Origin of the sequence: Mesorhizobium sp. M8A.F.Ca.ET.208.01.1.1, assembly GCF_004791315.1 — a bacterium.
Classification (GTDB): Bacteria; Pseudomonadota; Alphaproteobacteria; order Rhizobiales; family Rhizobiaceae; genus Mesorhizobium.
The window spans coordinates 1,870,075-1,892,727 of record NZ_SRUT01000001.1 but is presented as its reverse complement, the minus strand read 5'-3'; the positions used below and the strand labels follow the sequence as shown (position 1 = coordinate 1,892,727).

General features: G+C 63.3%; 27 protein-coding genes. 17 read left to right on the top strand and 10 right to left on the bottom strand.

The window, feature by feature from the left end; genetic code table 11:
• Positions 1 to 55 precede the first annotated feature (55 nt).
• The 3 genes from EN851_RS09745 (at position 56) to EN851_RS09735 (ending at position 2,488) form a co-directional block, all read left to right on the top strand.
• Positions 56 to 1,387: a dihydroorotase gene (locus EN851_RS09745; protein ID WP_189521827.1), complete on the top strand. Its 1,332-nt coding sequence runs from the start codon at positions 56 to 58 to the stop codon at positions 1,385 to 1,387.
• Between the two features lie 86 nt (positions 1,388 to 1,473).
• Positions 1,474 to 1,680 (top strand): hypothetical protein, encoded by a 207-nt coding sequence (locus tag EN851_RS09740; protein WP_245511629.1) that lies wholly within the window; start codon positions 1,474 to 1,476, stop codon positions 1,678 to 1,680.
• A gap of 70 nt (positions 1,681 to 1,750) precedes the next feature.
• Positions 1,751 to 2,488 carry a nucleotidyl transferase AbiEii/AbiGii toxin family protein gene (locus EN851_RS09735; RefSeq protein ID WP_127278317.1) on the top strand — a complete coding sequence of 246 codons (738 nt, stop codon included), beginning with the start codon at positions 1,751 to 1,753 and terminating at the stop codon, positions 2,486 to 2,488.
• A gap of 51 nt (positions 2,489 to 2,539) precedes the next feature.
• Here the strand turns inward: EN851_RS09735 and EN851_RS09730 are convergent, their stop codons facing one another.
• The 4 genes from EN851_RS09730 to EN851_RS09715 all read right to left on the bottom strand — a co-directional run bounded on the left by EN851_RS09730 (position 2,540) and on the right by EN851_RS09715 (position 4,934).
• Complete coding sequence (locus EN851_RS09730) at positions 2,540 to 3,325, bottom strand: hypothetical protein (RefSeq protein WP_189521798.1); 786 nt, start codon at positions 3,323 to 3,325, stop codon at positions 2,540 to 2,542.
• A 69-nt stretch (positions 3,326 to 3,394) separates the two neighbouring features.
• Positions 3,395 to 3,652: a hypothetical protein gene (locus EN851_RS09725; protein ID WP_015318556.1), complete on the bottom strand. Its 258-nt coding sequence runs from the start codon at positions 3,650 to 3,652 to the stop codon at positions 3,395 to 3,397.
• A 352-nt stretch (positions 3,653 to 4,004) separates the two neighbouring features.
• Complete coding sequence (locus EN851_RS09720; RefSeq protein WP_127278315.1) at positions 4,005 to 4,382, bottom strand: TIGR02301 family protein; 378 nt, start codon at positions 4,380 to 4,382, stop codon at positions 4,005 to 4,007.
• A gap of 129 nt (positions 4,383 to 4,511) precedes the next feature.
• Entirely contained in the window at positions 4,512 to 4,934 is a 423-nt protein-coding gene (locus tag EN851_RS09715) for an NUDIX hydrolase (protein ID WP_127278314.1), read from the bottom strand.
• A 119-nt stretch (positions 4,935 to 5,053) separates the two neighbouring features.
• Here EN851_RS09715 and EN851_RS09710 point away from each other — a divergent pair, with 119 nt between their 5' ends.
• Positions 5,054 to 5,815 (top strand): SOS response-associated peptidase, encoded by a 762-nt coding sequence (locus EN851_RS09710; protein WP_135929071.1) that lies wholly within the window; start codon positions 5,054 to 5,056, stop codon positions 5,813 to 5,815.
• Between the two features lie 68 nt (positions 5,816 to 5,883).
• Here the strand turns inward: EN851_RS09710 and EN851_RS09705 are convergent, their stop codons facing one another.
• Positions 5,884 to 6,039, bottom strand: coding sequence for a hypothetical protein (locus tag EN851_RS09705; protein WP_015318552.1), 156 nt, complete (start codon positions 6,037 to 6,039; stop codon positions 5,884 to 5,886).
• A gap of 418 nt (positions 6,040 to 6,457) precedes the next feature.
• Between EN851_RS09705 and cysS the strand changes: the two genes are divergently transcribed.
• The 8 genes from cysS (at position 6,458) to rarD (ending at position 13,118) form a co-directional block, all read left to right on the top strand.
• Positions 6,458 to 7,909: a cysteine--tRNA ligase gene (gene cysS / locus EN851_RS09700; RefSeq protein ID WP_135929070.1), complete on the top strand. Its 1,452-nt coding sequence runs from the start codon at positions 6,458 to 6,460 to the stop codon at positions 7,907 to 7,909.
• A 32-nt stretch (positions 7,910 to 7,941) separates the two neighbouring features.
• Entirely contained in the window at positions 7,942 to 8,130 is a 189-nt protein-coding gene (locus EN851_RS09695; RefSeq protein ID WP_127280637.1) for a hypothetical protein, read from the top strand.
• The gene (locus EN851_RS09690) at positions 8,127 to 8,531 is read left to right on the top strand and encodes a VOC family protein (RefSeq protein ID WP_127280638.1); all 405 of its coding nucleotides are present in this window, start codon (positions 8,127 to 8,129) and stop codon (positions 8,529 to 8,531) included. The genes EN851_RS09695 and EN851_RS09690 overlap by 4 nt, the downstream gene beginning before the upstream one ends.
• Positions 8,532 to 8,537: 6 nt before the next feature.
• On the top strand, positions 8,538 to 9,029 hold the full coding sequence (locus EN851_RS09685; protein ID WP_127871402.1) for a GFA family protein: 492 nt from the start codon (positions 8,538 to 8,540) through the stop codon (positions 9,027 to 9,029).
• Entirely contained in the window at positions 9,026 to 9,502 is a 477-nt protein-coding gene (locus tag EN851_RS09680; protein ID WP_127280640.1) for a GFA family protein, read from the top strand. Before EN851_RS09685 ends, EN851_RS09680 begins: the two co-directional genes overlap by 4 nt.
• Positions 9,499 to 10,449, top strand: coding sequence for a prolyl aminopeptidase (gene pip, locus EN851_RS09675; protein ID WP_135929069.1), 951 nt, complete (start codon positions 9,499 to 9,501; stop codon positions 10,447 to 10,449). Before EN851_RS09680 ends, pip begins: the two co-directional genes overlap by 4 nt.
• 37 nt (positions 10,450 to 10,486) lie before the next feature.
• Positions 10,487 to 12,109 (top strand): citramalate synthase, encoded by a 1,623-nt coding sequence (gene cimA, locus EN851_RS09670; protein ID WP_189521797.1) that lies wholly within the window; start codon positions 10,487 to 10,489, stop codon positions 12,107 to 12,109.
• 82 nt (positions 12,110 to 12,191) lie between these two features.
• Complete coding sequence (rarD, locus tag EN851_RS09665) at positions 12,192 to 13,118, top strand: EamA family transporter RarD (RefSeq protein ID WP_135929068.1); 927 nt, start codon at positions 12,192 to 12,194, stop codon at positions 13,116 to 13,118.
• Here the strand turns inward: rarD and EN851_RS09660 are convergent.
• From EN851_RS09660 to EN851_RS09650, 3 genes are all read right to left on the bottom strand, one after another.
• Positions 13,096 to 14,094 (bottom strand): transporter, encoded by a 999-nt coding sequence (locus EN851_RS09660; RefSeq protein ID WP_135929067.1) that lies wholly within the window; start codon positions 14,092 to 14,094, stop codon positions 13,096 to 13,098. The genes rarD and EN851_RS09660 overlap by 23 nt on opposite strands.
• Before the next feature lie 106 nt (positions 14,095 to 14,200).
• Positions 14,201 to 14,983, bottom strand: coding sequence for a glucose 1-dehydrogenase (locus EN851_RS09655; RefSeq protein ID WP_135929066.1), 783 nt, complete (start codon positions 14,981 to 14,983; stop codon positions 14,201 to 14,203).
• 159 nt (positions 14,984 to 15,142) lie between these two features.
• A complete protein-coding gene (locus tag EN851_RS09650) occupies positions 15,143 to 15,433 on the bottom strand; it encodes a muconolactone Delta-isomerase family protein (RefSeq protein ID WP_135929065.1) in 291 nt (96 codons plus the stop codon).
• Positions 15,434 to 15,551: 118 nt separating this feature from the next.
• Here EN851_RS09650 and EN851_RS09645 point away from each other — a divergent pair, with 118 nt between their 5' ends.
• Positions 15,552 to 16,451 (top strand): LysR substrate-binding domain-containing protein, encoded by a 900-nt coding sequence (locus tag EN851_RS09645; protein ID WP_135929064.1) that lies wholly within the window; start codon positions 15,552 to 15,554, stop codon positions 16,449 to 16,451.
• 46 nt (positions 16,452 to 16,497) lie between these two features.
• Here EN851_RS09645 and EN851_RS09640 read toward each other — a convergent pair whose 3' ends face one another.
• Complete coding sequence (locus EN851_RS09640) at positions 16,498 to 17,109, bottom strand: TIGR00730 family Rossman fold protein (protein WP_127281002.1); 612 nt, start codon at positions 17,107 to 17,109, stop codon at positions 16,498 to 16,500.
• Positions 17,110 to 17,234: 125 nt separating this feature from the next.
• Between EN851_RS09640 and EN851_RS09635 the strand changes: the two genes are divergently transcribed.
• The 4 genes from EN851_RS09635 (at position 17,235) to EN851_RS09620 (ending at position 21,521) form a co-directional block, all read left to right on the top strand.
• Positions 17,235 to 18,743: a LysM peptidoglycan-binding domain-containing protein gene (locus tag EN851_RS09635; RefSeq protein WP_135929063.1), complete on the top strand. Its 1,509-nt coding sequence runs from the start codon at positions 17,235 to 17,237 to the stop codon at positions 18,741 to 18,743.
• Between the two features lie 133 nt (positions 18,744 to 18,876).
• Complete coding sequence (locus EN851_RS09630) at positions 18,877 to 19,170, top strand: metalloregulator ArsR/SmtB family transcription factor (protein WP_135883434.1); 294 nt, start codon at positions 18,877 to 18,879, stop codon at positions 19,168 to 19,170.
• A gap of 25 nt (positions 19,171 to 19,195) precedes the next feature.
• Positions 19,196 to 21,079: an ABC transporter ATP-binding protein/permease gene (locus EN851_RS09625; RefSeq protein WP_135929062.1), complete on the top strand. Its 1,884-nt coding sequence runs from the start codon at positions 19,196 to 19,198 to the stop codon at positions 21,077 to 21,079.
• Positions 21,080 to 21,167: 88 nt separating this feature from the next.
• Positions 21,168 to 21,521, top strand: a complete 354-nt coding sequence (locus EN851_RS09620) for an antibiotic biosynthesis monooxygenase (protein WP_189521795.1) — start codon at positions 21,168 to 21,170, stop codon at positions 21,519 to 21,521.
• Here EN851_RS09620 and EN851_RS09615 read toward each other — a convergent pair.
• Positions 21,518 to 22,390 carry an SMP-30/gluconolactonase/LRE family protein gene (locus tag EN851_RS09615; protein WP_135929061.1) on the bottom strand — a complete coding sequence of 291 codons (873 nt, stop codon included), beginning with the start codon at positions 22,388 to 22,390 and terminating at the stop codon, positions 21,518 to 21,520. The two genes, EN851_RS09620 and EN851_RS09615, sit on opposite strands and share 4 nt — an antisense overlap.
• Positions 22,391 to 22,653 lie beyond the last annotated feature (263 nt).

The following is a 22,653-nucleotide window of genomic DNA, read 5'->3' as shown; positions in this document are numbered from 1 at the left end:
CTTGCAAAACGGTTGGCCATTACGTAAGCCGCTGACACTCCCCCCGCAAGAGAGCATCACCATGACCTACGACCTCATCCTGACAGGCGGCACAGTGGTCAATCATGACGGCGAGGGGCTGCGCGACGTCGGCGTGACGGGCGGGCGCATCGCCGCGATCGGCAATCTGCGCCAGGCCTCGGCTGGCGAGACGATCGACTGCCGGGGCCTGCATATCCTGCCGGGCGTCGTCGACAGCCAGGTGCATTTCCGCGAGCCGGGACTGGAGCACAAGGAAGACCTGGAAACGGGTTCGCGCGCGGCGGTGCTGGGCGGTGTCACCGCCGTGTTCGAAATGCCCAACACCAACCCGCTGACCACCAGCGAGGCAACGCTTGCCGACAAGGTCCGGTGCGGCAGCGGCCGCATGCATTGCGATTTTGCTTTCTGGGTTGGCGGTACCCGCGACAACGCCAGGGACGTCGGCGACCTCGAACGTTTGCCGGGGGCCGCTGGAATAAAGGTCTTCATGGGCTCGTCCACCGGCGACCTGCTGGTCGAGGACGATGAAGGTGTCGCCTCGATCCTGCGAAACACCCGCCGCCGCGCCGCTTTTCATTCGGAGGACGAGTTCCGCCTGCGCGAGCGCCTGGGCGAGCGCATCGAGGGCGACCCGTCATCGCATCCGGTCTGGCGTGACGAGATCGCCGCCTTGCGCTGCACCGAAAGGCTGGTCCGCATCGCGCGCGACGTCCGCGCCCGCATCCACGTCCTGCACATCTCGACCGCCGAGGAAATACTGTTCCTCGAACAACACAAGGATGTCGCGACCTGCGAGGCCACACCGCACCATCTGACGCTGAGCGCCGACGACTATGCGCGCCTCGGCACGCTGATCCAGATGAACCCGCCGGTGCGCGACAAGCGCCATCGCGACGGCGTCTGGCATGGCATTGCGCAGGGCATTGTCGACGTGCTCGGCTCCGACCACGCGCCGCACACATTGGCCGAGAAGGCAAAATCCTATCCGGCTTCGCCCTCGGGCATGACCGGCGTGCAGACGCTGGTGCCGATCATGCTCGACCACATCAATGCCGGCCGGCTGACCCTGCAGCGCTTTGTCGATCTCTCCAGCCATGGCCCGCAGCGCATCTTCGGCATGGCCCGGAAAGGCCGCATCGCCGCCGGCTACGACGCCGACTTCACCATCGTCGACATGAAGCGGCGCGAGACCATCACCAACGCGCAGGCCGGCTCGAAAGCCGGCTGGACACCCTATGACGGCAAGCAGGTGACCGGCTGGCCGGTCGGCACCGTCATCCGCGGTCAGCGCGTCATGTGGGAAGGCGAAATCGCCACGCCAGGCCAGGGCAGGGCGGTGGAGTTCTCCGAGGCGCTGCCTGGTTAGGCAACCAGTGGCTGTGCGTCACGTCTTTGTTTTTTAAGCGTTCCACACTATATGTTCAAGGCATTATGCAGGCACATAGCGCGCCTATGATTGACCCCGCCGAGTTTCCAGAGCTGCAAGCGCTCTTGTGGAATCGCGATGCCGCGCGACTGATCCCGGCCAACGAAGCATTTGCGTTGTACGAGCGCAATTGGCGCTTTGTCGATCAGACACGGCTTACGACGCGCGAGAAATTGCTTATCCAGAATCTCGCCAGCGAATTCGGTCACGGTATCCTTCTGACTGCCGGCTGAATTGTCCTCCTGTGCTGGTTTTCGCCTCGCATTTGCAACCTCAAAACCGGACATTTCGCGAGCGGAAGCCATGAAGGAATTCAGAAAGCCGGAACACAGGATTATCGCTGAAGCCCTCGCGCTTATGGACCGCGATTTCCTGACCGCAGCCCAATGCTGGTTCGGTGGCGGGACGGCGATTGTGTTGAAATTGGGCGAGTATAGGCGGTCGTTGGACGTCGATTTTCTGTGCGCGGACGTCGACGGCTATCGCCAATTGCGAATGTCAGCAGTCGAACGCGGTGTAAGGGCATTCTTTCCTGAACCAGTCGAAGCTGTGCGGGATTTTCGGATTGATCAGTATGGCCTGAGGACCGTGGTAAAGTTGAGGGGGCAATTGATCAAGTTTGAAATCGTTCGTGAAGCCCGCATCCCATTGCAAGGTCGTTTCGACGACGATCTAAATGTACCTTCTTTGACCCCCTCGGACATGTTCGCCGAGAAGTTATTGGCGAATGCCGATCGATGCCAAGACCGTGCTGTCGGCTATCGCGATGCTATTGATCTGGGGATGTTGATCAGCGCCTACCGGGAGATCCCGAGCGACGCTGTAGCCAAGGCCCAGGCTGCATATGGACAGGATATCCAGCGCAAGGTTGTTTGGGTGGTTAACAAGCTTCGGGATGCGGAAGAATTGAATTACGCAGCCGAGATCCTACAGATGGAGGCTGACATGGCTTGCGGCGCCATTTCGGCTCTTCGAAATGAGAGCATTCGCATTTGGCCTGATGCTGACATCAGCGAAGAACCTGCCAGCCCGCTCAAATAGCAACATCGTCTACGATGCTTGCATCCTGGCGCAACCAGGCAGGCGATGGCTTCAATCGCCGGCCACGAAGAAGGTCCATCGTCCGGCGGGTGTGATGCCGACGCGATAGAAGATGTAGGCGCCGAACTGTTTCATGTCGTCGAAATCGCCGGCCGTGACGATCTTGAACAGCTCGACTCGCTGCTTGGCGTCGAGTTTGTCGAGCGGCAGCGCGAAGAAATACGGCCAGACATAGAGTTCCTGTGGCGTGCCCGCATCGACACGGACGTAGCCGGCGGAGAGCACCTCCTCCAGAATAGCCAGGATCTCCTGGCCGTCAGGGTCGCCCGACAGCCCTTTGAGGAAGGCGATGGCGTCGCCATCGATATCGGCAAGCGACAGTTGGGTCATGCTGTCGCCCTTGCCGATCAAGGGCCTGAGCTTCTCGATGTCGCCGCTCTTGCAGGCTTCGATGATCAGGTCATGCTGCCGCACCGGCTCGGGCAGCTTGCCGAGGTCGTAGACGACTTCCGGCAGGGGCGCCTCGGGATCGACACGCGGCCTGTTGCTGCCGCCATCCGATGGAGTGTCAGGCTCCGCGGCGTCGGGAGCGGCCGGTTGGCTGCTCGAAGGCGATGTCCCCACCGGGTCAGGCATCGGAACTGTGCTTCCGGGCGTTGAACTATCGCCATCCGTCGACGGTGTGACCGGCGAGGGGAGTTCTTCGTTTTTGATCTCGCTCAGTGCATAGGCAGGGCTGCTGGCCAGGCACGTCGCCAAGGCAATCGCGCCACAGCAAGCAGCGAGGCGGATGTAGAGGACAAGGCCCTTCGGCCTGCCTGACATCGGAAAATTCACTGCCCGTATCTCCCTGCTCCGGGCATGGTGCCCGATCGGCATCCAATCGTCAAAGAACCTGATATCGGTTCAGTGCCGCAGCCGCTCGGGTTCGAAGGCGCCAGCAATCACTTTTTCACGCATACGGTCCAGCAGGGCAAGGGCCGAGGTCTCGCCATTGGCGCGCAGCATTTCGCCGAATGCCGTTTCGAGTGCCGCCTCGGCAATGATCTCGGGCTCGATGCCGGCCGAAAGACCTTCCGCCCAGGCTTCGCTGTGGCTCTCAACCGCCGTCAGGCGCTTCTCTTCCCTGACCAGCGCGTCGATGTCGTTGGCAGCATGTTCCATAAGCGATGTCCACCCTTTCAAGCGGCAACCCATCAGTGTGGATCAGGCTTGATCTGTTCCATTCATAGGCAGCTCCAAGTAAGTATCTGTAAATACGACATTTTTTAGATCGTCTGTTACAGGGGCCGACTGTGTTTGGCGAAGCTGCGTTTCAACCCGGATCAAACTTAGCCGATTAGGCCGGCCTGCGGGGCGAAAACCTTCAGTTTGAGTTAATTCCGCATTCGCGTGGTAACGTTTGATTAACGCTGTTGCAGAAGTGCAACATCAGGATTGCACCAAGACTTAGACAGGCACAAGCCGGATATGGCGATCATCGGTCGCGACGGGCCTGATATCTGTTGATGGATGCTCAGTTGCCATAACGCGAGGCGATGTCGCGCGACAGCGTCTCACCTTCCTTCATATAACGGCTGATGGCTTCAGTGGCCGAAGCGGTGCACTGGGTGTAGGTGCCGCCGAAGGAACGATAGCCGCGGTTGAAGCTGGCGATGAAGCGGGCGCGGCGTTCCGGGTCAGGGTTTTCCGAATCGAGCAGTTTTTCCATCTCGTCCCGCCACTGGTCGCCTTTCTCCCCGCACAGATTGCGCAGGAAATGCAGTGACCCCAGAACTTCCGCCAGCCGCATCAGCCCCGGCTCGAACGGCGACTCGGCACTGAAGGCAGGCCGCGCCGGGACAGCCGCGCTGACAGCAAGGCAAATGGCGAGAAGTATTGACGGACGGTTCATAAATCTTCTCTGACCGACGGCTTAGGCCGTTATCGTCTGTCGAACGGCTTAGGCCGTCATGGCTGGCGAGACAACATAAGCCTTGTGACGAAACAATTTGTCGCCTGCAAGGCGATTTTCAGTGCCGCCTCAGTGGGTCTGAAGGGGACCGAGGAGTTCCTCTGCGACCGCGAATACCGAGCCGACAAGCGGCAGCAGGGTCATCTCCTTGAGTGTATAGAAGGCCGCTGTCTCGGCGTCGTCACTGGCCACGGCCTCGCCACCGGCATAGGCGGCGCCGAAGACCGTGAGCAGATAGTCGACTGGGTGGCTGTCGTCCCTGCCGTCGATGTGGATTTCCCGAAGAGGCCGCAAGCCGGTGGCGCGCAAGCCGGTCTCTTCCACCAGTTCACGCCGTGCCGCATCCTCCAGCGTCTCGTCGCCTTCGACCTTGCCGCCGGGAAAGGCGTAGAGCCCTTGCGAAGGCGGCCTTGCCCGTTTCACGAGGAGTATGCTGTCCCCCCGCACGACGGCGACCGAGACGGCGGGAAGTGTCTTTCGTGCTTCGTTCATGATCAGGCTCATTCGCGGGCCGGTCTGTTGTGGACCGCCCGGTAAGAGGAAGCATTACCGGTTGCGCAACACCGGTTCCATAGCCACTTTCGGAGCCGAACCATTCGAAAGGCTCCATCATGTGCGGACGTTTTGCCTTGACCGCCACGCCGGACCGGACCGCCGCCTTCCTGGGCCTTGCCGAGCTCGAGGATTTCCCGGCCCGCTACAACATCGCGCCGACGCAGCCGGTCCTGATGGCGACTGCTGGCGTGCCGCGGGCTGCAGGTTCCAACCTGCCGGATCGGCAGCCGATGCTGGTGCGCTGGGGGCTCCTTCCTGCCTGGGTCAAGGACACCAGGGAGTTTCCGCTGCTGTTCAACGCGCGCTCGGAAGGCGCAGTCGAAAAGGCCTCGTTCAAGGCCGCCATGCGCCATCGCCGTGCGCTGGTGCCGGCATCCGGCTTTTACGAGTGGCGGCAGACCGGAGGCAGGAAGGGGCAACCCTATTGGATCCGGCCGCGGCAGGGCGGATTGGTCGCCTTTGCCGGCCTGATCGAAACCTATGCCGAGCCGGGCGGCTCGGAGATGGACACCGGCGCCATCCTGACCGTCAACGCCAACGCCGACATCGCCCATATCCATGACCGCATGCCGGTGGTGATCGATGTCTCCGACTTTGCCCGCTGGCTGGATTGCCGCACGCTCGAACCGCGCGATGTCGCCCATCTGCTGCGGCCGGCACAGCCCGATTTCTTCGAGGCGATCCCTGTCTCCGGCCTTGTCAACAAGGTCGCCAACACCGGACCGGAGATTCAAGAGAGGGGCGAGGTTGGGCCGGAACCCGAGAAAGTCAGGCGCCAGAAACCCGGCGCGGACGACAGTCAGATGACGCTGTTCTAGCGAAGCCAGTCGGGGTCTTTATGTTCAGGGCGCTTGTTCGCACCCTCGGTGTCGGCCGGGGCGCCGCTTCAGGCGGCGCGGGGCGATACGATCTTCTGCGCCGGCTTCTTCTTCTTGGCGGTGTGAAGAAGGGCGGCGACGATGGCTGCCGGACCGATCGCGCGATAGTGGTTGGCCAGCGCCGGTTGCTTGGCGCGATTGGCTTCCTGCTTGCTTCGAGGCATGTTTCTCTTCCCAGATAACGTTTTCGTGTATGCGACTTGGTCGCCGAATCCGACCAAATCGTGACGCGTGGTGATCTAGCCGGCGAATGTTTCATGACTGTGCCGACATGTTTAATAAAATGTTTCATTGGGTGATTCCGTGTGATCGGGCGATGCGTTTGCCAGCCCTCGCGATGTTTTTCCCGGGATCAGCGACTTGACGGCAACACTGGTCGGGGCGATAAAGCCGCCCATGAAAACGTCTTTCGCCATTTGTGGCATATGCATTATTGGCTAGCCTCGCGCTGGTCCGGACGTTTTCGCCTCATCTTCCCCAGATTGGACAAACGCCCCGGCCAGCAGGCTGGAGTCTGATTTGCGCCTCGGCGCGGGGCTGGCTCCATCCAGACAAGAAGTTCTGAAACCGGGAAGGCTTGGAATGTCTGACGCATCGCAGGGCCTGCGCCTCTACAACACGCTGACGCGCGCGAAAGAGGACTTCGTGCCGATCGATCCGCGAAATGTGCGCATGTATGTCTGCGGCCCGACCGTCTACGACTTCGCCCATATCGGCAACGCCAGGCCGGTCATCGTCTTCGACGTGCTGTTCCGTCTGCTGCGCCATCTCTATGGCGAGACGCACGTCACCTATGTGCGCAACATCACCGACGTCGACGACAAGATCAACGCGCGCGCGTTGCGTGATTTCGGCGGCGAGATATCAGCCGGCACACTGTCGCTTAACGAAGCGATCCGGCGGGTTACCGAAAAAACCGCCGACCAGTTCCACAGGGACGTCGCCACGCTTGGCTGCCTGGAGCCGACGGTCGAGCCGCGCGCCACCGAATTCGTCGAGCCCCGCGCCGACGGTAAGGCTGACATGATCACCTTGATTCTAAGCCTGATCGGGCGCGGCCACGCCTATGTCGCGGCGGGCGAAGTTCTGTTCGATACTGCATCGATGCCGGACTATGGGCAATTGTCGAAACGCAATCTCGACGAGCAGCAGGCCGGCGCCCGCATCGCCGTCGACGCCCACAAGAAAAACCCCGGCGATTTCGTGCTGTGGAAACTGTCTTCGGCCGAAGAGCCGGGCTGGCAAAGTCCGTGGGGCAGGGGCCGGCCCGGCTGGCATATCGAATGCTCGGCCATGTCGGCTGCCTATCTCGGCGAGGTCTTCGACATCCATGGCGGCGGCCTCGATCTGATCTTCCCGCACCATGAGAACGAGATCGCCCAGTCGCGCTGCGCCCACGGCACGTCGGTCATGGCCAATGTGTGGATGCACAACGGCTTCCTGCAGGTCGAGGGCCAGAAGATGTCGAAGAGCCTCGGCAATTTCTACTCGATCCACGAATTGCTGGAGACCGACACTTTTGGTGGCCGCAAATGGCCGGGCGACGTGCTCCGGCTGGCGATGCTGATGACGCATTATCGCGAACCGATCGACTTTTCCGTGCGCAAGCTGGAGGAGGCGGAAAACACGCTGCGCAAATGGAAACGCGCGGCGGATCTGGCGCCGGCCGCGGGAAGTCGGTTGCCGGTGGAGGTGGTGGAGGCGCTGTCGGATGACCTCGCGACCTACGCGGCCTTCCAGCAACTGACCCAGCTTGCAGGCGAGGCGACCGAATTCAGCGGCGTTGGCGAAAATGGCGCTGCGGCTTCCTTGAAAACCTCGCTCGCATTCCTCGGTTTCGACGTCGGCGCGGCTAAAGTCGACGAGGTCGCGATCGCTCAGGCCATCGCTAGGCGCCTGCAGTTCATCGCCGCGAAGAACTGGGCCGAGGCCGACCGCATCCGCGATGAACTGCTGGCCAAGGGAGTGCAGCTGAAGGACGGCAAGGACCCGGTCACCGGCGAGCGCATGACGACGTGGGAGATCAAGCGGTGAGGGTGGTTGCTGTTATGGCCGGAGTGGAGAGGTTGGCGGGCCGTAGAGAGCTGATCTCGACAGTCCAAGGTGCCGGCAGCCCGCCAAGGCTGCTGCGCTTCTGGAACGACGACGTGATCCGCGATATCGACAATGTCTGCCAGCACATCGTCATCGAGGCCGCGCTGGCCAATGCCGAAATGCCGGCGAGCGAACCGACAACGGAGGAACTCGTTCCATGATCGACCATCTCGGCATCACCGTGTCTGATTTCGACAATTCAAAAGCCTTCTACGACAAGGCGATGGCGCCGCTCGGTGCCTCGCTGCTTTACATGGTGCCGCAGGAATACACCGGTGGCGCCAAGGTCGGCGGTTATGGCCGCGACCGGCCAGTGTTCTGGCTGAGCGCGGCCAGCGAAAAGCCCCGAGATCACCAGCACGTCGCCTTCACCGCGCGCAGCCGCGCCGAGGTCGACGCCTTCCATGCCGCCGCCCTTGCAGCCGGCGGCAAGGACAATGGCGGGCCGGGCCTGCGCCCGCACTATCACCCCAACTACTACGGCGCCTTCGTCTTCGATCCCGACGGCAACAATGTCGAGGCGGTCTGCCATGATCCGGAGGGAGCCCATGGATCGGAGTGAAAGTCGATGAGCCTCGACAATCGGCCGGTCTATACGGGCGGCTGCCAGTGCGGCGCGGTGCGCTTTCGCGTCGAAGGCGCGCTTGGCGACGCCTCGGTCTGCCACTGCCGCATGTGCCAGAAGGCGAGCGGCAATTTCTACCTGCCGCTGGTCTCGGTGCGCGGCGCCAAGGTCGATTGGACGCGCGGCGAGCCCAAGCGGTTCCGGTCCTCCAATGCGGCCTGGCGTGGCTTCTGCGCCGAATGCGGCACGCCGCTGACCTTCGAGGCGCCCGACGGCATGGCGCTGGCGATCGCCGCCTTCGACGATCCGGCTGGTATCGCGCCGACCATCCAATGGGGCACGGAGGCGAAACTGCCCTACGTGGATTCCATTCCGCGATTGCCGGGCGAGGACACGATGGCGGATATGGGCTCGGCCCCCTATCTCGCCGAGCTCATCTCCTATCAGCATCCCGACCACGACACCGACCAATGGCCGCCGGAGGAAAGACCATGACCGAGACAGTCCGAACCGGCGGCTGCCAATGCGGCGCCGTGCGCTTCCGCATCAAGGGCGCGCTGGGACGCCCATCCATCTGCCATTGCCGGATGTGCCAGAAACAGTTCGGTTCCTTCTTCGGCGCGCTGGTGACGGTGCCCAAGGATGGTGTCGAATGGACCCGTGAGGAGCCCAGCTATTTCCAGTCGTCGGTCAACATCGATCGCGGCTTCTGCGCCCGGTGCGGCACGCCGCTGACCTACCGGCAGCCCGGCGGGCTCGAGATCGCCATCGGCGCCTTCGACGACCGCTCCGATCTGGCGCCGCGGATCCAGGTCAACTATGCGGCACGGCTGCCTTGGGTGGAGACGATCTTCGAGCAACCCGTCCACCAGGATCCCGACTATTACGCGCGACAGGAGCAGATCATCTCCTTCCAACATCCCGATCACGAAACGGCCAATTGGCCGCAACAGGGCCTGAAACTATGAGCTTGCGCACCCTCTATCCGGAAATCGAACCGTTCGACTCGGGCATGCTCGACGTCGGTGATGGCCATCAGGTCTATTGGGAGCGGTCGGGCACCAAGGGCGCCAAGCCGGCGGTGTTCCTGCATGGCGGGCCGGGCGGCACCATTTCGCCAAAACACCGGCGGCTGTTCGACCCCAAGCTTTACGATGTCATCCTGTTCGATCAGCGCGGCTGCGGCAAGTCGACGCCGAATGCCTCGCTGGAGGCCAACACGACCTGGCATCTCGTTGCCGACATCGAACGCCTGCGCGAAATGGCCGGCTTCGATAGATGGCTCGTGTTCGGCGGTTCCTGGGGCTCGACACTGGCGCTCGCCTACGCCGAGACACACCCTGATCGCGTCAGCGAACTGGTGGTGCGCGGCATCTATACGCTGACCCGCGCTGAGCTTGAATGGTATTATCAGTTCGGCGTCTCAGAGATGTTCCCCGACAAGTGGGAACGTTTCCTGGCGCCGATTCCCGAGGCCGAGCGCGGCGACATGATGGGCGCCTACCGCAAGCGGCTGGTCGGCTCCGACCGCGAGATGCGGATCGAGGCCGCCCGCGCCTGGAGCCTCTGGGAAGGCGAGACGATCACCCTGCTGCCGGAGCCTGAAACCAGCGGTCCCTTTGGCGAGGACGACTACGCCGTCGCCTTTGCCCGCATCGAGAACCACTATTTCGTCCACGCCGGGTGGCTGGAGGAGGGGCAGTTGCTGCGCGATGCCGGAAAGCTCAAGGACATTCCGGGCACCATCGTCCATGGCCGCTACGACATGCCGTGCCCGGCGCGCTACGCCTGGGCGCTGCACAAGGCCTGGCCCAAGGCGGACTTTCATCTGATCGAGGGCGCTGGCCATGCCTATTCGGAGCCGGGCATCCTCGATCAGCTAATCCGCGCGACGGACAAATATGCAGGTAAATGACAGTGCCTGACTGCGCTCTGCTACGACTTTTCGAGCTATGGCCATGACAAAACAACGCCTCTATCTCTTCGACACCACACTGCGCGATGGCCAGCAGACGCCGGGCATCGACTTTTCGGTCGAGGACAAGATCGCGATTGCCAAACTGCTCGACGAGTTCGGCTTCGACTATGTCGAAGGTGGTTATCCCGGCGCCAACCCGACCGATACCGCCTTCTTTCAGCAAAAGCGCACGGCACGCGCCAAATTCGTCGCTTTCGGCATGACCAAGCGGGCTGGGGTCTCTGCCTCCAACGATCCGGGACTGGCGGCACTCGTCCAGTCGAAATCGGACGCCATCTGCTTCGTCGCCAAGAGCTGGGACTACCATGTTCGCGTGGCGCTCGGTTGCACCAACGAGGAGAACCTCGAGAGCATAAAGGTGTCCGTCGAGGCATCAGTCGCTTCGGACAAGGAAGCAATGGTCGATTGCGAGCATTTCTTCGACGGCTTCAAGGCCAACCCGGACTATGCGCTTGCCTGCGCGAAGACAGCTTATGATGCCGGCGCGCGCTGGGTGGTGCTTTGCGACACCAATGGCGGCACGCAGCCCTCGGAAGTGCGGGCAATCGTTGAAAAGGTCATCGCGGCGGGCATCCCGGGCGAGCATCTCGGCATCCACGCCCATGACGACACCGGCCAGGCGGTGGCCAATTCCCTTGCTGCCGTCGAAGCCGGCGTGCGTCAGATCCAGGGCACGCTGAACGGCATTGGCGAGCGCTGCGGCAACGCCAATCTGATCTCCATCGTGCCGACGCTGGCGCTGAAGCCGGCTTTCGCCGACCGCTTCGAGACTGGAATTTCAGCCGAATCGCTGACCGGCATCTCAAGGCTGTCCCGCGCCTTCGACGAATTGTTGAACCGTGCCCCGGAAGCGCAGGCCCCCTATGTCGGCTCGTCCGCCTTTGCCACCAAGGCCGGCATTCATGCTTCCGCGCTTGCCAAGGAGCCAGCGACTTATGAGCACGTGCCGCCGGAATCCGTGGGCAACCGTCGCCGCGTCATGGTCTCCGACCAGGGCGGCAAGGCCAATTTCCTCGCCGAGTTGAAGCGGCGCGGCATCGATGTGCCGAAGGACGATCACCGGCTCGACGCCCTGATATCCGTGGTCAAGGAGCGTGAGGCGTCGGGCTATGCCTATGAGGGCGCCGACGCCTCCTTCGAACTCCTGGCGCGCAAAATGCTGCATGGCCTGCCCGAGTTCTTCCACGTCACCTCGTTCCGCTGCATGATCGAGCGCCGCTTCGATGCCAACGGACAGTTGAAGACGGTATCGGAAGCGGTGGTCAAGGTGCTGGTCGAGGGCGAGGAGAAGATGTCGGTGGCCGAGGGCCATGGCCCGGTCAACGCGCTCGACATCGCGCTCCGCAAGGATCTCGGCAGATACCAGAACGAGATCGCCGATCTCGAACTCGCCGACTTCAAGGTGCGTATCCTCAATGGCGGCACCGAGGCCATCACCCGCGTGCTCATCGAATCGCATGACGGCACCGGCGCCCGCTGGTGGACGGTCGGTGTCTCCGAAAACATTATTGACGCATCGTTCCAGGCGCTGATGGATTCAATCATCTACAAGCTGATGAAGAACCGCGAGATGGCGGGGCTGGTGGCTGCGGAGTAAGTTGAACCATCAGCGAAAGTCCATTGATCCATCAGAACTTTGCGATGGTCTTGCCAAGGTTACTGGGCCATAGCGTTAGGCCATGGCCGCTGAAGCAATTGCCTCCGATACAGATTCAAAAGCCCGCCGCGGCTTCTTGCTGGCGCTGGGTGCTTATCTCTTGTGGGGGTTGCTGCCCTTCTACATGAAGGCGGTGGCGCATCTCCCGCTTGCCGAGGTCATTGCACATCGCATCGTCTGGTCGCTGCCGATAGCCGCGGCGGTCCTGGTCTGGGCCGGCCGCACGGCCGATTTCAAGGCGGCGATCCGCTCGCCCCGTACCATCGCCATGGCGGCGCTGACGGCGGCGTTGATTTCGGTCAACTGGGGCATTTACGTCTGGGCGATCGCCGTCGACCGCACCGTCGAGACAGCCCTCGGCTATTACATCAACCCGCTGGTCAACGTCGTGGTCGGCGCGCTGCTGCTTGGCGAACGGCTCGACCGGCTGCAGATCGCGGCGGTGGCGCTTGCCGCGGTTGCCGTCGCCGTACTGACGATCGATGGCGGCAAGCTGCCCTGGGTGTCGCTGGCGTTGGCGTTTTCCTTCGCCGCCTACGGCTTCTTCCGCAAGACGCTGCCGATCGGCCCCAGCCAGGGTTTCCTGCTCGAAGTGCTTTTGCTGTCGGTGCCGGCGCTGGGCTACATCGTCTTCCTGATCGCCACCGGACAGGACCATTTCGTCTCCGGCAATGGCACCGACACCGCGCTGCTCATCGGCTGCGGGCCGGTGACCGCCGTGCCGCTGCTGCTGTTCGCCTTCGGCGCCAAGCTGCTGCGCCTCTCGACCATCGGCATCATGCAATACATAGCGCCGACCATGGTGTTTCTGATTGCCGTGCTGATCTTCGACGAGCCGTTCGGCACAACGCAGGCTATCGCCTTTACCCTGATCTGGGCGGCGCTTGCGATCTATTCCTGGTCCATGCTGGCGACGGCGCGCCGGGCTACATCTGTCCGAGCCGCCTGACGAAAAGATAGGTCGCGCCCGCGATCAGCAGCGATACGGCGGTGACCACCCAGAAGCCCAATGGGGTGTTGACCAGCGGCAGGCCGCCGACATTCATGCCGAACAGGCCCGAGATGATGGTCATCGGCAACAGCACCGCCGTCATCACCGAGAGCACATAGAGCAGCCGGTTCGACTGCGTCGTCAGCTTGGCCATCAGCTCGTCCTGCAACAACCGCGTGCGCGCCTGCAACTGCTCGCCGTCATAGTGCAGCGTCTGGGCGCGGTGCGAAAGCCGCGCTGCCATGTCGTTGATCGAATCCGGCAGGTCGTTGCGGTGCGAATGGTCGAGGTGGCGAAACAGATTTGTCAGCGTCGCCATCTGCCGGTGGATGACCACCAGGTGCCGGCGCGCATCGACCAGCGCCTGCCGCTCATTGTGCCATGCGTCGCAGACGATACGGTCCTCGATGCCGTCGAGACTGTCGCTGAGTGACGCCAGTTCCGCCGCCATGCCGTCGAACGACTGCCCGACGACAGCCTCCATCAGCTCGGCCGGCGAGCGGAACTTGCGCGATCCGTTCTCGATCGCCTTGCGGATGTTGTCGACCGATTGCAGCGGTTGCTTGCGGGCGCCGACCAGCATCGTGTCGTTGAGCGCGAAGCGGAAATGACCAAGCCCGCCGGCTTCCGCCGAATAGTCATGGCGCAGGTCCGGCAGATCGCCGTAGAGCCAGTCATCCTCGAGGTCGATATGGCAGCCATGACTGGCGCCCAGGAAGGCTTCGCGGACCGGCGCCGGCAAGGCCTTATCGGCGCCGATCTCGTGGCGGGCGCGCATGTCGGAAAGCTGGTAGCTGCGCCATGTCCAGTGCGCGGCGGCGGCATCCCTGGTGCGCGCGCCCTCGGCGGTAAAGTGGTAGATGAAGAACAGCCCGTGCTCATCGGGCAGGTAAGGCGACAGGTCGGTGCCTTCGGCGGGGAGGGCGATATTCATGGCGGCATCGCCGGTCTCTGATGCGGTCGGGGTCGCGGGGGCGGCCAGGTCCGATTTCTAGCATGGCATCCCCGATTTAGTGTGACTGTTTCGTGACGGCGCCTTCCTACAGGACGCTGGTGATCCCGCCATCCACCAGCAGTGTCTGTCCGCTCACGAAACTGGCGGCGTCGGAAGCCAGGAACACGGCGGCTCCAGCAAGTTCCTGCACCTCGCCCCAGCGCCGCATCGGCGTGCGGCCCGTCAGCCAGCCGGAGAATTTCTCGTCGGCGACCAGCGCGGCGTTGAGCTCGGTCCTGAAATAGCCCGGCGCGATGGCGTTGACGCGCACGCCGTGCTGGCCCCATTCGCCGGCCATCGACTTGGTCAGCATGGTGATGGCGCCCTTGCTCGCCGCGTAAGGCGCGATCGAAGGGCGCGCGAGCACGCTCTGCACCGAGGAGACGTTGATGATCGCTCCCCTTTGGCGAGCGATCATGCCCTTTACGACGGCCCGGCTCACCTTGAACACGCCGTCCAGGTTGGTGGCCATCAGCGCGTCCCAGTCGGCGTCGCTAAAGCTTTCCAGCGGCGCCCGGCGCTGGATGCCCGCATTGTTGACCAGGATGTCGATCGGTCCGGTGCCCGTTTCCGCCGCCGCGACCGCCTTATCGACCGACTGTGTGTCGGTCACGTCGATGACCGCTTCCGCGATCGAATGGCCCGCGGCGCGCAGCCTGTCTGCGGCCACTTTCAGATCGCCGGCCTTACGGCCGCCGATCGTGACGCGAGCGCCGGCGCTCGCAAGCGCCTCCGCGAAGGCCAGGCCCAGCCCGCGGCTGGCGCCGGTGATGAAGGCATGCTTGCCTTCGAGGCCGAACAGGCGGCCGAGATAGTCAGTCGAATGCAATTTGCACCTTCATCGATCGCGAACTGTCGGCCGCCAGCGCGAAGGCCCGTCTGGCCTCGGCAAGCGGCAGCACCAGCGTGCCGCGTGGCTTGATGACATGCAAGGCGCTTTGTCGCCTTGGCGCCCGGCTGGCGGCCTCGGTTGTCGCGGCCGTCAGCCTCAGCGCTTCGGCCCGAACCCCGGATAGGGGTTGAGCGGCACGATCGCGGCAATATCCATCATGCCGGCCTTGACCAGCGGCAGAGTGGCGAGATGGCCGCGCACATCGGCGTCGCTGCCGGCTTCGAACATCATGCCGCTGCCGGGAATGTCGCCGCGATTCCAGATCTGGCGCACGGAGCCTTCCGCATAGAGGGTGCGGCGCTGTTCGGCCTCGCCAGGCAGAACGGGTGCGAAATCCGCGTCGGTGAACTTTTCCGTGTTGCGGGTGAGAAGGGCAAGGAACTGCATTTCGATCTCCTGTTGTCAGTGGTTGATGGCAGGAGATATCGCGCCGCATGGTCAGACTGTCCAAGACTGATTAGGCTAAAGTTGAGACCTGAGAGGACTTGCCTTTCGAGGAGCAAAAATGTTCGACCTGCGCCAGATCAGATATTTCGTCACCGTCGCCGAAACCGGCAATGTCGGTAGAGCCGCCGAATTGCTGCATATCTCGCAATCGCCGCTCAGCCGGCAGATCATGCAGCTGGAGCAACAGCTTGGCGTCGCCCTGTTCGAGCGGGCAAAGCAGCGCGTTCATCTCAATGCCGAGGGCCGCGCCTTCCTGACCGAGGCCCGTGCCTTGTTGTCGAATGCGAGCCGGTTGGAGGAGCTTGGCCGCAACCTGGCCAGCGGTTCCACCGGGCGCCTTGCCATCGGCTATGTCGAGGGTGCGGTTCATGCCGGGCTTGTCGCCGGCATGCTGCGCCAGTTCCGCCGCGACCGGCCTGATTTTCACCTGCAGCTGAGAAGCCTGCGCTCGGCGGCGCAGATCGAGGGGCTTCGGCAGCGCTCGCTCGATCTTGGTCTGGTGTATTCTCCCGCGGCTGCCGACGATCCCGATATCGCCAGCACGCCGCTGCGCCACGAGCCGCTGGTGCTGGCCATTCCCGAAGACGATCCGCTGGCCGATGTGGCTGATATCCAGCCGCACCATCTCGACGGCCGCGTCTGGATCACCGTGGTGCGCCAGCCCGACGACACCAATCGTGGCCAGTTCCTCGCCGCTTGCGCCGAGGCTGGCTTCGTGCCCGATATCGCTTATGAAACGGCCGACCCGCTGACCTCGCTCGGCCTTGTCAGCGCTGGCCTTGGTCTCGCCACCGTGCAGGCAAGCCTGCGCACTGCCGCGCCGCCCTCGATCCTGTTCCGCGACATGCCGTGGTTCGGGCGCATGGTTTCCATTCATCTCGCCTGGCGACGGCAGGACCGGCGCGCGGTTATCGCCGATCTGCGGGAGGCTGCTCGGAGGGAGGGGAGTAGGGAGTAGGGGAAAAGCGTGCGCTCGGGCAATCCAAACGTACTGCCCCCTAGCTCTACATCTTGTCGATCACCGACTGGACGCCTTCCGTCGGCGCGTCGACCGACGACCCGGCCACCATGATGGCGGCGACGATGGCCTCGGGGTCGTTGACGACCAGCGGCTTCACACGCTGAGCGGTGTGAATGAAGCCTTCCCCAGCCATGTGATCAAGCAACGCCGTCATCGGGTCCCAGAATCCGTTGACATTGCCGAAGACGATCGGCTTGCGGTGATGGCCGAGCTGCGCCCAGGTCATGATCTCGACGATTTCCTCGACTGTGCCGATGCCGCCGGGCAGCGCCACAAAGGCGTCGGATTTCTCGAACATCTTATGTTTGCGCTCGTGCATGTTGTCGGTGATCAACAACTCGTCGAGCCGGTCAAGCGCGGTTTCGGTGGCTTCCCTGTTGATGAGGAAGCGCGGAATGATGCCGGTCACCTTGCCGCCGGCCTTGAGCGCGCCTTCGGCGACAGCGCCCATGATGCCTTTGGTGCCGCCGCCATAGACCAGCCGCAGCCCTGCCTTGGCAATCGAGCGTCCAAGCAGATGGCCGGCCTTGACATAGATTTCATCGCGGCCCGGAGACGAGCCGCAATAGACGCAGACGGATCGAATCGTGTTCATACGGATGATTGGTGATTGGGTCTGGAAGCCTGGTCAAGCCCAAAGGCTGACAAGGGCGGGCTTTTTCTTGTCGGCTTTGGCAAAACACGCTAGACCGGCGTTAGGTGGCTAAGGGGTAGGGAAATATGGCAATTAATCCATTGAAGGCGTTCCTGTTCGCGGCGGGTGGGACCGTCGCGGCGGCGGGAACCGCCTATGTATCGGGCGCGCTCGACCCGTATCTTCATCCCGCGCCGCCGGCGCAAGTGGCGGCCTTGACGCCGCCCGCGGCGCCGAAACCCGCCGACCCCGGCACGGAAGGGCGGCTGCCGGCTCCGGCGGTGCCGGCCGCTCCGGCCGCGGCACCCCAGGCGACAGCCCCGGCAGCACCCGCAACCGATGCGGCGGCGCCTGCGGCGCCCGCGACGGCGGGTCCGATCGCGCCGACTTTCGACGTCGTGCGCGTCGAGAGCAACGGCTCGATCGTCGTTGCCGGCAAGGCGGCGCCCAACTCGAAGGTCGAAATCCTCAACGGCTCAACGGTGATCGGCTCGACGGTGGCTGGTCCCGATGGCGCCTTTGTCATCGTGCTCGACGATCCGCTGAAGCCCGGCGACTATACGATCGCGCTGCGTTCGACCGTCGGCACGGTCGTGACCGCCTCGGCGCAGACTGCCGTGGTCTCGGTGCCCGCGAATGCGGCTGGCCAGGTGCTGGCCATGGTCGAGGAGCCGGGCAAGCCGGCCGAACTGTTGACGGTTCCGACACCCGAGACAAAGCCGGCGCCGGCAACCGGCGACCAGGCTGCTGAAGCGCCCGCGACGGTCGCTCCAGCGCCCGCCGCGCCGGCGCCGACCGCGCCAGCCGTGGTTGAGGCACAACCCGCTCCGGCGGCACCGGCCGCGCCCGCTGTGGCTGAACCCAAGATCGTCGTCGAGGCGGTCGAAATCGACGGCAACAAGATTTTTGTCGCCGGCCTCGCCGATCCGGGCCGCAAGGTGCGCGCCTATGCCAACGACATTCTGCTCGGCGACGCACAGACGTCGCCGGACGGCCATTTTCTGGTCGAGGCGACGCGCGACATTCCGGTCGGCAGCTATACCATCCATGTCGACGGCCTCGATGCCGACGGCGTGAAGGTGGTGGCTCGCGCCGCCGTACCCTTCGAGCGCGAGCCGGGCGAGGCGGTCGCCGCCGTTGCCCCAGCCGGGACCAAGCCGGCCGAGACCAAGCCGGCAGAGACCAAGCCCGCTGCGCCTGCTGCCGCGGAGGCACCAGCCGCTGCGGCGCCTGCTGTTGCCGCTGCTGCTCCGGCGGAGTCCGCACCAACCGCAGAGGCCCCGGCACCGGCCGTTGTCGCGGCAGCCACGCCGCCAAGCGACGTGCCCGAAGTCGTGTCGCCCAAGCTCGAACATGCCGACGGCGCGGTCGTCATTCGGCGCAACGATACGCTGTGGCGGATTTCAAGGCGCGTCTATGGTCACGGCGTGCGCTACTCCACCATATACCTCGCCAACCAGGACCAGATCAGGAATCCGAACCGCATCTGGCCGGGGCAGGTATTCAAAGTCCCGGAAAAGTCGAAGGAAGGTGAAGCCGCCGACCTCAAGGCGATGGGCGAGCAGGCGACCACTGCACCGGCGAAGACGCAATAGCGAGAGATCGGCAATTCCGGCGATCTACCCATCGGCCTAGCTTGCCCTGTCATCGCTCATCGTCTATCGCCGATGAACGATGACAGAATACATCCCCGTATCAGACCACGCCGCCTCGGCGGCGCCTGGCTGCATGCCGGACAGCCGCCTTGTCGCGGCGCGGTTCGCAGCGCTTTCGCATCCGGCCCGGATCGAGATACTGAGGCATCTGTCCGCCAGCAATTCCTGCTGCTGCCGTGAGGTTGTCGACCATTTCGATCTGGCGCAGTCGACCATCTCCCAGCATCTGAAAATATTGGTCGAGGCCGGCCTTGTCCGCTTCGAGCCCGATCGTCAACGATCGCGCTATGCCGTCGATCGCGCGGCACTTGCCGACGTATCGGCGTCGCTCGGCGCGCTCATCAATTCCTGCTGCTCCGGCCGCTGATCCTCTCACCCAAAAGGCAAGAAAAGTGGCCGAAAAAACCGTCTCCGCCGACACCTCGACACTCACGACATTGCGTAACCTCTGGCCCTATATGTGGCCTGCCGATCGCGCCGACCTAAGGGCACGGGTGACCTGGGCGACGCTGCTGCTGGTCGTGGCCAAGGTGACGCTGGTCGCCGGTCCCTATTTCTTCAAATGGGCAACCGATGCGCTGGCGGGAGGCTTCAAATCGCCCCCGCCGCTGCCGTCGTTCATGCTTGCCCCGGTGATGCTGGTCATTGCCTATAATGTGCTGAGGCTCGTCCAGCTCGGCTTCAACCAGCTGCGCGACGCTCTCTTTGCCCGGGTCGGCCAGCATGCGGTGCGTCAGCTTGCCTTCCGCACCTTCGTGCACATGCATCAGCTGTCGCTGCGTTTTCACCTGGAGCGCCGCACCGGCGGCCTGTCGCGCATCATCGAGCGGGGCACCAAGGGCATCGAGACGATCGTGCGCTTCATCATGTTGAACACGGCGCCGACGATCCTCGAATTCGCGCTGACCGCCGGCATATTCGGTTTCACCTATGGCTGGAAATACGTGGTCGTGGTGGCGATCACCGTCTGCCTCTACGTCTGGTTCACGGTCAAGGCGAGCGACTGGCGCATCTCGATCCGCCGCGACATGAACGACAGCGACACCGACGCCAACACCAAGGCGATCGACTCGCTGCTCAATTTCGAGACGGTCAAGTATTTCACCAATGAGCGCATGGAGGCCGAGCGCTTCGACCGCTCGATGGCGCGTTACGAGATCGCCGCCACCAAGACTTGGACCTCGCTCGGCTGGCTGAACTTCGGCCAGGGCTTCATCTTCGGCGCCGGCACGGTCGTCGTCATGTGCATGTCGGCGCTGGAGGTGCAGGCCGGCACCCAGAGCGTCGGCGATTTCGTTTTCATCAATGCCATGCTGGTGCAGCTTTCCGTGCCGCTCAACTTCATCGGCTTCATCTATCGCGAGATCCGGCAAGGGTTGACCGACATCGAGCACATGTTCGATCTGCTCGACGTGCCGCAGGAGATCGTCGACAAGCCCAACGCCAAGCCGCTGGCCGTGAGCGCCGGCAAGGTCGAGTTCCGCGACGTCCACTTCTCCTACGATCCGAACCGCAAGATCCTGAAGGGCGTCTCCTTCGAGGTGCCGGCCGGCAAGACCGTTGCCATTGTCGGGCCGTCGGGGGCGGGCAAGTCGACCATCTCGCGGCTGCTGTTCCGCTTCTACGACGTGCAGGGTGGCCAGGTGCTGATCGATGGCCAGGATGTGAGGGATGTGACGCAGGACAGCCTGCGCGCGGTGCTCGGCATGGTGCCGCAGGACACGGTGCTGTTCAACGACACCATCGCCTACAATATCCGCTACGGCCGTGTCAGCGCCGGCGAGGAGGAGGTGCGCAAGGCCGCCGAACTCGCCCAGATCGGACCGTTCATCGAGAAGCTGCCCGACGGCTACAAGTCGATGGTCGGCGAGCGCGGGCTGAAACTTTCCGGTGGCGAGAAGCAACGCGTGGCGATCGCGCGCACCATCCTGAAGGCGCCGCCCATCCTGATGCTCGACGAAGCCACTTCGGCGCTCGACAGCCACACCGAGCAGGAGATCCAGGCCGCGCTCGACCTGGTCAGCAAAGGCCGCACCACCATTGTCATCGCCCACCGCCTGTCGACGGTGATTTCGGCCGACGAGATCATCGTGCTCAAGGATGGCCAGATCGCCGAGCGCGGCACCCATGTCGATCTGATGCGAAAGCACGGCCTCTACGCCTCGATGTGGGACCGCCAGCGCGAGGCGACCGAGGCCGAGGAGCGGCTGCGCATTGCCCGCGAAAGCGACGAACTGGGTGTCGTCGTGCGCAGGCGCACGTCGGAGTTGTCGTAGCTCAAAAAACCTCTTGACCTCAACTTAAGTTGAGATTGTAGACCGTCGCCCGAGAGCCGGAAAACAGCATCCTCGAGGACGGAATCAAATGGATTTGAGCTTTACGAATCAAAATGTTAATGGCGGCAGCGTGTTCAGGGTCGACAAGTTCGTGGTACCCGCCGACGCACGCGAGGAGATCCTTAGCAAGGTCGGGACGACACACGAATTGCTGCGTCAGCAGCAGGGTTTCGTGCAGGATTTCCTGCTCGAGCAATTTTCGGGGCCAGGTGAATTCAATCTGGTGACGATCGTCGAATGGGAAAGCCAGGCGGCCGTCGACAAGGTCGTGCCGATCGTCAAGGCGGCGCAAGAACGCGTTGCCTTCAACCCGCAGGAGACGCTCGCCCGGCTCGGCGTCAGGGCCGACATCGCCAACTATCAGCGGGTTCCTGGGCTCTAGCCCGGCCAGCCGACACCGGGTGCCGGCGCTTCAATGCCGAGCACCTGGCCGGTGCGGGCATCGCTGACCATGTGCTCGAAGCCGCGCCATTCGGCGGCGGTGATGAACAGCGTTTTCCTGTCCGCACCGCCCAGCATGCAGGCAAAGCAGCCGCGATCGGCGGTGACGGTCTGCAAGACGTCGCCGCCTTCGCGCACCCGCACGCAGTGTTTGTTGGGCACGTCGGCGTACCAGGCCGCCCCTTCGGCATCGAGGCAGATGCCATCGGGATATCCGTCTAGCGCGGCCCAGACGCGCCGATTGGACATAGTGCCGTCGGCGGCGATGTCGAAACCGGTCAGCCGGCTGGCATGGGATTCGGCGATGATCAGCGTCTTGTTGTCCGGCGTCACCGCCATGCCGTTGGCGAAGGCGATGCTGTCCGCCACTTGGCCGATCGCGCCATCCGGTGTGACCAGCACGATGGTGCCGGGACCGAAATGCTCGCCGGCAGCCGGCGCCGGCCCGCCGCCATTGACATAGATGTTGCCGCGTCCATCGACGACGATCTCGTTCCATGGGCTCTTGGAGAGGGCTCGCAGATCGGCATGGGTGACAAGCGAGCCATCGGCTTCCTGCCGCAACAGCAGGCCTTCACGGCCCGAGATCACCAGCAGCCGGCCATCCGGCAGCCAATCGATGGAGTAGGGCAGGACGGCCGGGATCGTGAGCATGACCTCTCTCTTGCCGCCTTCGTCCACAGCGATGATCTCGCCGGTGCCCCAGTTGCAGACCCACAGGCGTCCGTCATGCCAGCGCGGCGATTCGCCGAAAGCGAGACCGGTGGCAATGAGACGCTGGGGAAGCGGGTGAAGAGCGTGGTTCTGCATAGCGAGGAACTCCTTGTTGGACGACGGCTTGCAAGACGGCGTCGTCTCATCAAGGACGGGCGGGGGATGGGTGTCCCGACTTCAGCGTCAGCATTTTCGTTGGCCGGAACGCTGCCCCTCACTTTGAGGTCCCGATAGCTCAGGTTTGAATTCCTATATCCCATTGTGCTGCCGATATTGTTTCGTCACAATAACCCGTGGGAAGTTTTTCCTAGCACTTAGGGATTTTTGAATGTTTGGCTTTTTCTCCAGAATATCCAAGA

Bases quoted from the DNA above. Each gene is read 5' to 3' on its own strand.
- EN851_RS09720 (WP_127278315.1), bottom strand. From the start codon at position 4,382: ATGAACCGTCCGTCAATACTTCTCGCCATTTGCCTTGCTGTCAGCGCG.
- EN851_RS09660 (WP_135929067.1), bottom strand. From the start codon at position 14,094: ATGAATATCGCCCTCCCCGCCGAAGGCACCGACCTGTCGCCTTACCTG.
- cimA (WP_189521797.1), top strand. From the start codon at position 10,487: ATGGCCATGACAAAACAACGCCTCTATCTCTTCGACACCACACTGCGC.
- cysS (WP_135929070.1), top strand. From the start codon at position 6,458: ATGTCTGACGCATCGCAGGGCCTGCGCCTCTACAACACGCTGACGCGC.
- EN851_RS09735 (WP_127278317.1), top strand. From the start codon at position 1,751: ATGAAGGAATTCAGAAAGCCGGAACACAGGATTATCGCTGAAGCCCTC.
- EN851_RS09635 (WP_135929063.1), top strand. From the start codon at position 17,235: ATGGCAATTAATCCATTGAAGGCGTTCCTGTTCGCGGCGGGTGGGACC.
- EN851_RS09685 (WP_127871402.1), top strand. From the start codon at position 8,538: ATGAGCCTCGACAATCGGCCGGTCTATACGGGCGGCTGCCAGTGCGGC.
- EN851_RS09725 (WP_015318556.1), bottom strand. From the start codon at position 3,652: ATGGAACATGCTGCCAACGACATCGACGCGCTGGTCAGGGAAGAGAAG.
- EN851_RS09690 (WP_127280638.1), top strand. From the start codon at position 8,127: ATGATCGACCATCTCGGCATCACCGTGTCTGATTTCGACAATTCAAAA.
- EN851_RS09615 (WP_135929061.1), bottom strand. From the start codon at position 22,390: ATGCAGAACCACGCTCTTCACCCGCTTCCCCAGCGTCTCATTGCCACC.
- EN851_RS09640 (WP_127281002.1), bottom strand. From the start codon at position 17,109: ATGAACACGATTCGATCCGTCTGCGTCTATTGCGGCTCGTCTCCGGGC.
- pip (WP_135929069.1), top strand. From the start codon at position 9,499: ATGAGCTTGCGCACCCTCTATCCGGAAATCGAACCGTTCGACTCGGGC.
- rarD (WP_135929068.1), top strand. From the start codon at position 12,192: ATGGCCGCTGAAGCAATTGCCTCCGATACAGATTCAAAAGCCCGCCGC.
- EN851_RS09680 (WP_127280640.1), top strand. From the start codon at position 9,026: ATGACCGAGACAGTCCGAACCGGCGGCTGCCAATGCGGCGCCGTGCGC.
- EN851_RS09740 (WP_245511629.1), top strand. From the start codon at position 1,474: ATGATTGACCCCGCCGAGTTTCCAGAGCTGCAAGCGCTCTTGTGGAAT.
- EN851_RS09650 (WP_135929065.1), bottom strand. From the start codon at position 15,433: ATGCAGTTCCTTGCCCTTCTCACCCGCAACACGGAAAAGTTCACCGAC.
- EN851_RS09705 (WP_015318552.1), bottom strand. From the start codon at position 6,039: ATGCCTCGAAGCAAGCAGGAAGCCAATCGCGCCAAGCAACCGGCGCTG.
- EN851_RS09620 (WP_189521795.1), top strand. From the start codon at position 21,168: ATGGATTTGAGCTTTACGAATCAAAATGTTAATGGCGGCAGCGTGTTC.
- EN851_RS09645 (WP_135929064.1), top strand. From the start codon at position 15,552: ATGTTCGACCTGCGCCAGATCAGATATTTCGTCACCGTCGCCGAAACC.
- EN851_RS09630 (WP_135883434.1), top strand. From the start codon at position 18,877: ATGCCGGACAGCCGCCTTGTCGCGGCGCGGTTCGCAGCGCTTTCGCAT.
- EN851_RS09710 (WP_135929071.1), top strand. From the start codon at position 5,054: ATGTGCGGACGTTTTGCCTTGACCGCCACGCCGGACCGGACCGCCGCC.
- EN851_RS09715 (WP_127278314.1), bottom strand. From the start codon at position 4,934: ATGAACGAAGCACGAAAGACACTTCCCGCCGTCTCGGTCGCCGTCGTG.